The following is a 7,751-nucleotide window of genomic DNA, read 5'->3' on the forward strand; positions in this document are numbered from 1 at the left end:
GTTAGAACTCCCCATCCAGACCATCTTGCACTTGCTCGGCGGCGCGCAGCACGGCGCGCGCCTTGTGTTCAGTTTCCTGCCATTCCATCTCGGCGATGGAGTCGGCGACGATGCCGGCGGCGGCCTGCACGTACAGGTTGCCGTCCTTGATCACGCCGGTGCGGATGGCGATCGCCACGTCCATCTCGCCGCCAAACGACAGGTAGCCGCAGGCGCCGCCATAGATGCCGCGCTTGGAGATTTCCAGCTCGTCGATGATTTCCATCGCCCGCACCTTCGGCGCGCCGGTCAGCGTGCCGGCCGGGAAGGTGGCGCGCAGCACGTCCAGGTTGGACAGGCCGTCTTTCAGCCTGCCCTCGACGTTGGAGACGATGTGCTGCACGTGCGAGTATTTTTCGATGACCAGGCGGTCGGTCACCTTGACGCTGCCGATCTCGGAGATGCGGCCCAGGTCATTGCGCGCCAGGTCGATCAGCATCACGTGTTCGGCGATTTCCTTTTGATCCGCCAGCAGTTCCTTGGCCAGTTCGGCGTCGCGCTCGGGCGTGGCGCCGCGCGGGCGGGTGCCGGCGATCGGGCGCAGCGTGACTTTCTTCTCGCCGTCCGGCGCGGTCTCGTTGCGCACCAAAATCTCCGGCGAGGCGCCAACGATCTGCATGTCGCCAAAGTTATAGAAGTACATGTACGGCGACGGGTTCAGCGAACGCAGCGCGCGGTACAGGCTCAGTGGCGAATCGACATACGGCTTGCGGATGCGCTGGCCGATCTGCACCTGCATCAGGTCACCGGCCAGCACGTATTCGTGGGCGCGGGCGACGGCTTTCAGGTAATCCTCTTTGGCGAATTCGCGCACCGCCTCGGTACGCACCGAGGCGCTGGTCACCGGCGCTTCCACGCCGCGGCGTAGCATCACGCGCAGGTCTTTCAGGCGCTGCTTCGCCTTGGAGTAGGACTCCGGCTGCGTGGTGTCGGCGTACACGATCAGATACAGCTTGCCGCTCAGGTTATCGATGACGGCCAGTTCCTCGGTCACCATCAGCTGGATGTCCGGCAGGCCCAGGTCGTCCTTCGGCTGCGTGTGGGCCAGCGTCTTCTCGATGTGGCGCACGGTGTCGTAGCCGAAGTAGCCGGCCAGGCCGCCGCAGAAGCGCGGCATGCCGGGACGGATCGCCACCTTGAAGCGCTTCTGGTAGGCCTCGATGAAGTCCAGCGGATTGCCTTCGTGCGTTTCGATCACCGCGCCGTTCCTGACGATTTCGGTGCGATTGCCGAAGGTGCGCAGCAGCGTGGTGGCTGGCAGGCCAATAAACGAGTAGCGGCCGAAACGCTCGCCGCCCACCACCGACTCCAGCAGGAAGGTGTTCTTGCCGGCGTTCTGGGTCTGGGCCAGTTTCAGGTACAGCGTGAGCGGGGTTTCGAGGTCGGCGAAGGCTTCCGCGATCAGTGGAATGCGGTTGTAGCCGTCGGTGGCCAACGATTTGAATTCGAGTTCGGTCATGTCATCTCTCCATGCCGCCGGAATGAGGTGGATGCGGCGGTGGTGTGTTTCAAAAAACCTGTCGTCGGGACGCGCGCGGGCGGACGACAGCAATCAATTCGGCTTAGTTTTGCCAGGATTGCCAGCGTCGCCAAAGCCAGGCCTCAATCGAGCCTGTTTGGTTGACGATGTGTTTTTTGGTGAGAGACATTTCGGTCAGGTTAAGTTCAGCTAACGGTTAATTATGCGAACGGATCAGGCTAGCCGCTTCTAGCAGCGTGCCTACTATACCATCGGAATCGATGTCGTGTATAGATTCTCCGTGGTTGTAACCATAAGGCACCGTCAGCACTGGGCAGCCGGCCGCGCGCGCGGCCTGCGCGTCATTCGAGGAATCGCCGATGGCCACCACCTGCGCCGGCGCCAGGCCGAAGTCGGCGCATACCGTTTGCAGGGGCAGCGGGTCTGGCTTTTTGCGGGGCAGCGAGTCGCCGCCGTAGACCACTGCAAAGAACTGGTCCAGGCCCTTGAGCTTGAGCAGCGGCGTGGTGAAGGCGATCGGCTTGTTGGTCACGCAGGCCAGGCGCAGGCCGTTGGCCTGCATCGCGCGCAGACCTGCGATCACGTCCGGGAACAGCGTGCTGTGGAGTCCATTGATGCCCAGGTAGTGGCGCTGGTAGGCGTCCATCGCATGCGCAAACGCGGCCTCGACGCGGTCGGCGTCCCAATCCAGCGCCAGGACGGCGCGGATCAGGTTTTCCGAGCCCTTGCCGACCATCAGGGCAATCTGCGCCTGGGTGATCGGGCCGAGTCCCAGTTCCGCGCGCATGCTGTTGATCGCCACGTGGAAGTCGGGGATCGTGTCCAGCATGGTGCCGTCGAGGTCAATGATTGCGGCGCGCACGCCTGCCAGCACGCTCATGGGCTTAGACCTTGGCCAGGTTGGCGCGCATGGCGTCGATCACGGCCTTGTAATCCGGCTGGCCGAAGATGGCGGAACCGGCGACGAAGGTGTCGGCGCCGGCAGCGGCGGCGGCGGCGATGTTGTCGATCTTGATGCCGCCATCGACTTCCAGCAGGATGTCGCGGCCGGATTCATCGATCAGGCGGCGCGCCTCGGCGATCTTTTTCAGCGCCTGCGGGATGAAGGACTGGCCGCCGAAGCCGGGGTTGACCGACATGATCAGGATCATGTCCACCTTGTCCATCACGTGCTCCAGGTAGCTCAGCGGCGTGGCCGGGTTGAACACCAGGCCGGCCTTGCAGCCGTGGTCGCGGATCAGTTGCAGCGAGCGGTCGATGTGCTCGGACGCTTCCGGGTGGAAGGTGATGAGGTTGGCGCCGGCCTTGGCGAAGTCCGGGATGATGCGGTCCACCGGCTTGACCATCAGGTGCACATCGATCGGCACCTCCACGTGCGGACGGATGGCCTGGCACACCAGCGGGCCGATGGTCAGGTTGGGAACATAGTGATTGTCCATCACGTCAAAGTGGATCATGTCGGCGCCGGCCGAGACGACGTTGCGGACCTCTTCACCCAAACGGGCGAAGTCGGCGGACAGGATGCTGGGAGCGATGCGGAAAGTGGTCATGGCGGTGGGCTTGCATTAAAAAAGATGCGTTATTTTACGCTGGTCGGCGCCGTTGCGCCCGTTTTCAGCCGCGCCGTCCTTGCATGCGGGGCCGATTTGCGGTGCAATGGATGCTTGGCGATATATGCTTGCCAAGCTTGCTTTTTAGAGGAATGTTGATGCCCAATTACGAATTCACCGTGTCGGTCAGAACCCAGTACCTGCCGGACCAGTCGGACCCGGAGCGCACGAATTTTGTGTTTACGTACTCGATCACGATCAAGAACACCGGCACGGTGGCGGCGCAGCTGATCTCGCGCCACTGGATCATCACGGACGCCAACAACCATGTTGAGGAGGTGCGCGGCCTGGGCGTGGTCGGCCACCAGCCGCTGCTGCAACCGGGCGAGCAGTTCGAGTACACCAGCGGCGCGGCCTTGCAGACCACGCAGGGCTCGATGGTCGGCGAGTACTTCTGCGTGGCCGAGGACGGCCATCAGTTCGAGGTCAAGATCCCGGAATTTGTGCTGTCGCTGCCGCGCACGCTGCACTGATCACTTCTTGCCGCGCATCGTCCACCAGACGATGAACACCAGCAGAAAGAACGCCACGCCCGCTTCCACCATTAATAGCCACATAGTTATCCTTTATGTCATCTCCACGTCGTAGTCTACCCGTTTCGATGAGCGTCGTCGCGCTTGCGCTGGCCGCCTGTACCTCCACGCCGCTGCCGCCGGCCCAGCCAACGCCCGCGCCGCAACCGCAGCCGCAGCCGCCGGCCCAGCCCGCGCCGTCAACGCCAGCGCCACCGGCCCAGCCGGCGCCGCCGTCCAAGCTGCAGATGGTGCCGGCCACCTACGCCCAGTTGCCGGGCTGGGACCGCGACGACCTGCGCGCCGCGTGGCCGGCCTTCCTGTCCTCGTGCTCGGTGCTGATCAAGCAGGCGACGTGGAAAGAGCCCTGCACGGTGGCGCGCACCGTCAACGGCAACGACGAGCAAGCCATCCGCACCTTCTTCGAGGCTTTCCTGGAGCCGAACCAGGTGGTCGCGCCCGATGGCGCCACCGAGGGCCTGATCACCGGCTACTACGAGCCGCTGCTGCACGGCGCCCGCAAGAAGGGCGGCCCGTACCAGACGCCGTTGTACAAGGTGCCGGACGATATGCTGACCATCGACCTGGCCAGCGTCTACCCGGAGCTGAAGGGCATGCGTCTGCGCGGCAAGCTGGTGGGCAAGAAGGTGGTGCCGTACGCCACCCGCGCGGACATCGAATCGTCCGGCTTCAGCGGCAAGGAACTGCTGTGGGTGGACGATCCGGTCGAATCGTTCTTCCTGCAGGTGCAGGGCTCGGGCCGTGTGCAACTGAGCGACACCGGCGAGACGGTGCGCGTGGCGTACGCCGACCAGAACGGCCATCCGTACAAATCCATCGGCAAATACCTGGTGGAGAAGGGCGAGCTGACGCTGGAGCAGGCCTCGGCGCAGGGCATCAAGGCGTGGATCGCCGGCCACCCGACCCGCATGCAGGAGCTGTTCAACGTCAATCCGAGCTACGTGTTCTTCAAGGAAGAGAAGCTGCCGGATCCGAAAGTGGGGCCGAAAGGCTCGCTGGGCGTGCCGCTGACGCCGCAACGCTCGGTCGCCATCGACGCCACCCAGTTGCCGCAGGGCGCGCCGATGTTCCTGTCCACCACCCAGCCGAACAGCGATATTCCGCTGCAGCGGCTGGTGATGGCGCAGGACACGGGCGGTGCGATTCGTGGCGCCATCCGCGTCGACTACTTCTTCGGCTTTGGCGGCGACGCGGCCGAAAACGCCGGCCGCATGAAGCAGCGCGGCAGCATCTGGGTGCTGCTGCCGAAGAAGTTTTAACGCAGCACCAGCACGGGCAGCGTGGTGTGCGACAGCACACTCTGGGTTTCGCTGCCCAGCAGCAGCTTGCTCAAGCCGGTACGGCCGTGCGAGGCCATCATGATCAGGTCGGCGCCGTATTTCTCCGCTGCCGCCACAATCTCGTCCGACGGATTGGCCGACATCGCGATAATCCCCTCAAATGGAATGCCGGCCGCGCTGGCGGCCGCCGCCACCTTGGTGATGTGGGCGCGCGCGGCGTCCTGCATCTGGGTTTCGTACTGGCCGGCGTCCAGCACGGCGCCGCTGTCGCCCAGCGACGGCATCAGCATGGGCTGAATCACCGTCAGCGCGGTGACGCGCGACTGGTGCAGTTTGGCGAATTCCATCGCGATCGCGGTGGCTTTGTCGGACAGCTCGGAGCCGTCGGTTGGCAGCAAAATCGATTTAAACATGGCTAACTCCTGTTAATGACACACTGGAGCCAGCCTACTGGCTCGCCGCCTTTTCTGGCGCACGGATGGCCAGGGCCAGTCCAAGCATCAGCGCGATGCCGCCGGCCGCCACGCAGGCCAGGCCGGTGCGCACGCTGAAGTGCTCGCCGAGATAGCCGGCCGTCAGCGCGCCCAGCGGCGCCACCGACACCGTCAGGAAGCGCATGGTGGACACCATGCGGCCCAGGTAGGCGTCCGGCGTGACCTGCTGGCGCAGGGTGGTGTACGGCATCAGGAACAGCATCACGCCGCAATCGAGGAAGAAGGACATGGTGGCGCAGGCGATGGCGCTGGCCAGCGGGTGGCCGAACAGGTTGGCGGGGATCAGCGGCGTTGCAGTGTAGGCAAACGCACACAGGCCCATGCCGATCAGCATGGCGCCGGTGGGGCCGTAGCGCTGATTCAAGGGTTTCAGCAGCAGCGAGCTGGCCAGCACGCCGATGCCGCCGATCATCTGCGCCACGCCCAGCATGCCGGCGCTCATGCCCAGCTCGCGCGTGGCGAAAATCACGTGCAGCGCGGCGAAGCCGTAAAACAGCATGTGCCAGCAGCCCGACGCCACGGCCAGCGCGCGCAGCAGCGCATGGCGCCAGATGAACAGGATGCCGTCCTGGATATCGCGCAGCGGATGCTTGTTGGACGGCGGCGGCTTGGGATCGCTGGCCTTGACGTCGCGCAGCAGCGCGATCGACACCAGAAAGCCGATGGCGTTCAACAGCACCGCGTACGGCGCGGTCAGCCACTGAATCAGCACGCCAGCGAAGCCGGGCGCCAGCAGACGGGCGGCGGAATCGGTGGCGGTGAACTTGGACTGGGCGTCGGTCAGCTTGTCGCGGCCGATCATATTGGTCAGGAACACCACCTCGGCGCCGCCGCCGACCACGCCGCAGGCGCCGGTGATGAAGGACACGGCATACAGCCACTGCACCGTCAGCACGCCCAGCCACCAGGCCAGCGGAATGCTGGCCAGCGACGCCGCCTGCACCGCCTTGCTGGTCAGCAGGATGGGCAGCTTGCGGTTGCGGTCGAGCAGCACGCCGGCGGGCAGGCCCAGCAGCGCGAAGGGCAGGGCGGCGGCCGCGCCCATCATGCCCATCTGCGCCGGCGTGGCTTTCAACAGCAGCACCGCGCACAGCGGAATGGCCAGCGCGCTGACATAGCTGCCAAAGCCGTTGATGATGGCGCTGGACCAGTAGCGGCGAAAGTCGCCGTTGCGCAGCAGCGCGTCGTTGCGGAAGGCGTTAAGAATGGGAAGCTCTTGAGTGCAGGTTGCCAAATTTCAATCATACCAGCGCCGATGATAGGCGCTACAATCGCCCGGTAAATATTCCACCTGGAGGAACACATGCCGTATCAAGACCTGATCGTCGAAGTGCACGACAAAGTAGCCCTGATCCGTTTGAACCGTCCCAAGGCGCTGAACGCGCTGAACGACAACATGATGAACGAGCTGGGCGAGGCCTTATATCAGTTCGACGCCGACCCGGCCATCGGCTGCATCGTGCTGACCGGCAGCGAGAAGGCGTTTGCGGCCGGCGCCGACATCGCCGCCATGGTGGACTACACCTACCCGGACACGCACCGCGACAACTATATCGGCCGCAACTGGGAGCACATCCTGCGCGTCCGCAAGCCGGTGGTGGGTGCCGTGGCCGGCTATGCGCTGGGCGGCGGCTGCGAGTTGGCCATGATGTGCGATTTCCTGATTGCCGCGGACACGGCCAAGTTCGGCCAGCCGGAGATCAAGGTGGGCGTCACGCCGGGCGCCGGCGGCACGCAGCGCCTGCCGCGCGCCATCGGCAAGGCCAAGGCCATGGACCTGCTGCTGACCGCGCGCACCATCGACGCGGTCGAGGCCGAGCGCATCGGCCTGGTGTCGCGCGTGGTGCCGGCCGATAAGCTGATCGACGAAGTGCTGACCGCCGCCAAACAGATCGCCGCCATGCCGACCTCGGTCGCCATGCAGATCAAGGACGCCGTCAACCGCGCGTTTGAAACCACGCTGTCGCAAGGCGTGGCGTACGAGCGTCAGCTGTTCCAGGCCGGCTTCGGCACGCCCGCTCAAAAAGAAGGCATGAAAGCTTTCCTCGAAAAGCGCTTGCCAAACTTCGAGGGGCTTTGATATAGTTCGGTCCCTCGCGAAAACGACGCAACGCTGACCAAGCGAAACGAAGTAAAAACGAGGGGTTGACGAGATAAATCAAGTGCTTCATAATCTCGCTTCTGTGCTGCTGAACACAACGCTTCAGCAGCGAGTAACACCGGTCTTTAAAAAATTACAGTCGATAAATGTGGGCGTTTGATGCTGCAACAAAAAGCATTAAATGCTCAACAAGAAATACTGTCAGTATTTTGAG

General features: G+C 63.9%; 8 protein-coding genes. 3 read left to right on the forward strand and 5 right to left on the reverse strand.

Translation table 11 applies throughout. The features are described from left to right. Position 1: 1 nt before the first annotated feature. The 3 genes from trpE to rpe form a co-directional block, all read right to left on the reverse strand. Positions 2-1,498 carry an anthranilate synthase component I gene (gene trpE, locus FHW58_RS26870; protein WP_179676259.1) on the reverse strand — a complete coding sequence of 499 codons (1,497 nt, stop codon included), beginning with the start codon at positions 1,496-1,498 and terminating at the stop codon, positions 2-4. Between the two features lie 217 nt (positions 1,499-1,715). After that, a complete protein-coding gene (locus FHW58_RS26875) occupies positions 1,716-2,399 on the reverse strand; it encodes a phosphoglycolate phosphatase (RefSeq protein ID WP_179676260.1) in 684 nt (227 codons plus the stop codon). Between the two features lie 4 nt (positions 2,400-2,403). Beyond that, complete coding sequence (gene rpe / locus FHW58_RS26880; protein ID WP_179676261.1) at positions 2,404-3,069, reverse strand: ribulose-phosphate 3-epimerase; 666 nt, start codon at positions 3,067-3,069, stop codon at positions 2,404-2,406. A 158-nt stretch (positions 3,070-3,227) separates the two neighbouring features. Here rpe and apaG point away from each other — a divergent pair, with 158 nt between their 5' ends. Both apaG and FHW58_RS26890 read left to right on the forward strand, forming a co-directional pair. Beyond that, complete coding sequence (gene apaG / locus FHW58_RS26885; RefSeq protein WP_179676262.1) at positions 3,228-3,602, forward strand: Co2+/Mg2+ efflux protein ApaG; 375 nt, start codon at positions 3,228-3,230, stop codon at positions 3,600-3,602. A 128-nt stretch (positions 3,603-3,730) separates the two neighbouring features. Beyond that, a complete protein-coding gene (locus FHW58_RS26890) occupies positions 3,731-4,921 on the forward strand; it encodes a murein transglycosylase A (RefSeq protein ID WP_179676263.1) in 1,191 nt (396 codons plus the stop codon). Here FHW58_RS26890 and FHW58_RS26895 read toward each other — a convergent pair. After that, entirely contained in the window at positions 4,918-5,355 is a 438-nt protein-coding gene (locus tag FHW58_RS26895) for a universal stress protein (protein ID WP_179676264.1), read from the reverse strand. The two genes, FHW58_RS26890 and FHW58_RS26895, sit on opposite strands and share 4 nt — an antisense overlap. 34 nt (positions 5,356-5,389) lie before the next feature. Next, positions 5,390-6,670 carry an MFS transporter gene (locus FHW58_RS26900; protein ID WP_179676265.1) on the reverse strand — a complete coding sequence of 427 codons (1,281 nt, stop codon included), beginning with the start codon at positions 6,668-6,670 and terminating at the stop codon, positions 5,390-5,392. A gap of 69 nt (positions 6,671-6,739) precedes the next feature. Here FHW58_RS26900 and FHW58_RS26905 point away from each other — a divergent pair, with 69 nt between their 5' ends. Continuing rightward, positions 6,740-7,516 (forward strand): enoyl-CoA hydratase, encoded by a 777-nt coding sequence (locus FHW58_RS26905; RefSeq protein ID WP_179676266.1) that lies wholly within the window; start codon positions 6,740-6,742, stop codon positions 7,514-7,516. Positions 7,517-7,751: the final 235 nt, after the last annotated feature.

Origin of the sequence: Duganella sp. 1224 (assembly GCF_013408245.1) — a bacterium.
GTDB lineage: Bacteria > Pseudomonadota > Gammaproteobacteria > Burkholderiales > Burkholderiaceae_D > Rugamonas.

Bases quoted from the DNA above. Each gene is read 5' to 3' on its own strand.
- FHW58_RS26905 (WP_179676266.1), top strand. From the start codon at position 6,740: ATGCCGTATCAAGACCTGATCGTCGAAGTGCACGACAAAGTAGCCCTG.
- trpE (WP_179676259.1), bottom strand. From the start codon at position 1,498: ATGACCGAACTCGAATTCAAATCGTTGGCCACCGACGGCTACAACCGC.
- FHW58_RS26895 (WP_179676264.1), bottom strand. From the start codon at position 5,355: ATGTTTAAATCGATTTTGCTGCCAACCGACGGCTCCGAGCTGTCCGAC.
- FHW58_RS26875 (WP_179676260.1), bottom strand. From the start codon at position 2,399: ATGAGCGTGCTGGCAGGCGTGCGCGCCGCAATCATTGACCTCGACGGC.
- FHW58_RS26890 (WP_179676263.1), top strand. From the start codon at position 3,731: ATGAGCGTCGTCGCGCTTGCGCTGGCCGCCTGTACCTCCACGCCGCTG.
- rpe (WP_179676261.1), bottom strand. From the start codon at position 3,069: ATGACCACTTTCCGCATCGCTCCCAGCATCCTGTCCGCCGACTTCGCC.
- apaG (WP_179676262.1), top strand. From the start codon at position 3,228: ATGCCCAATTACGAATTCACCGTGTCGGTCAGAACCCAGTACCTGCCG.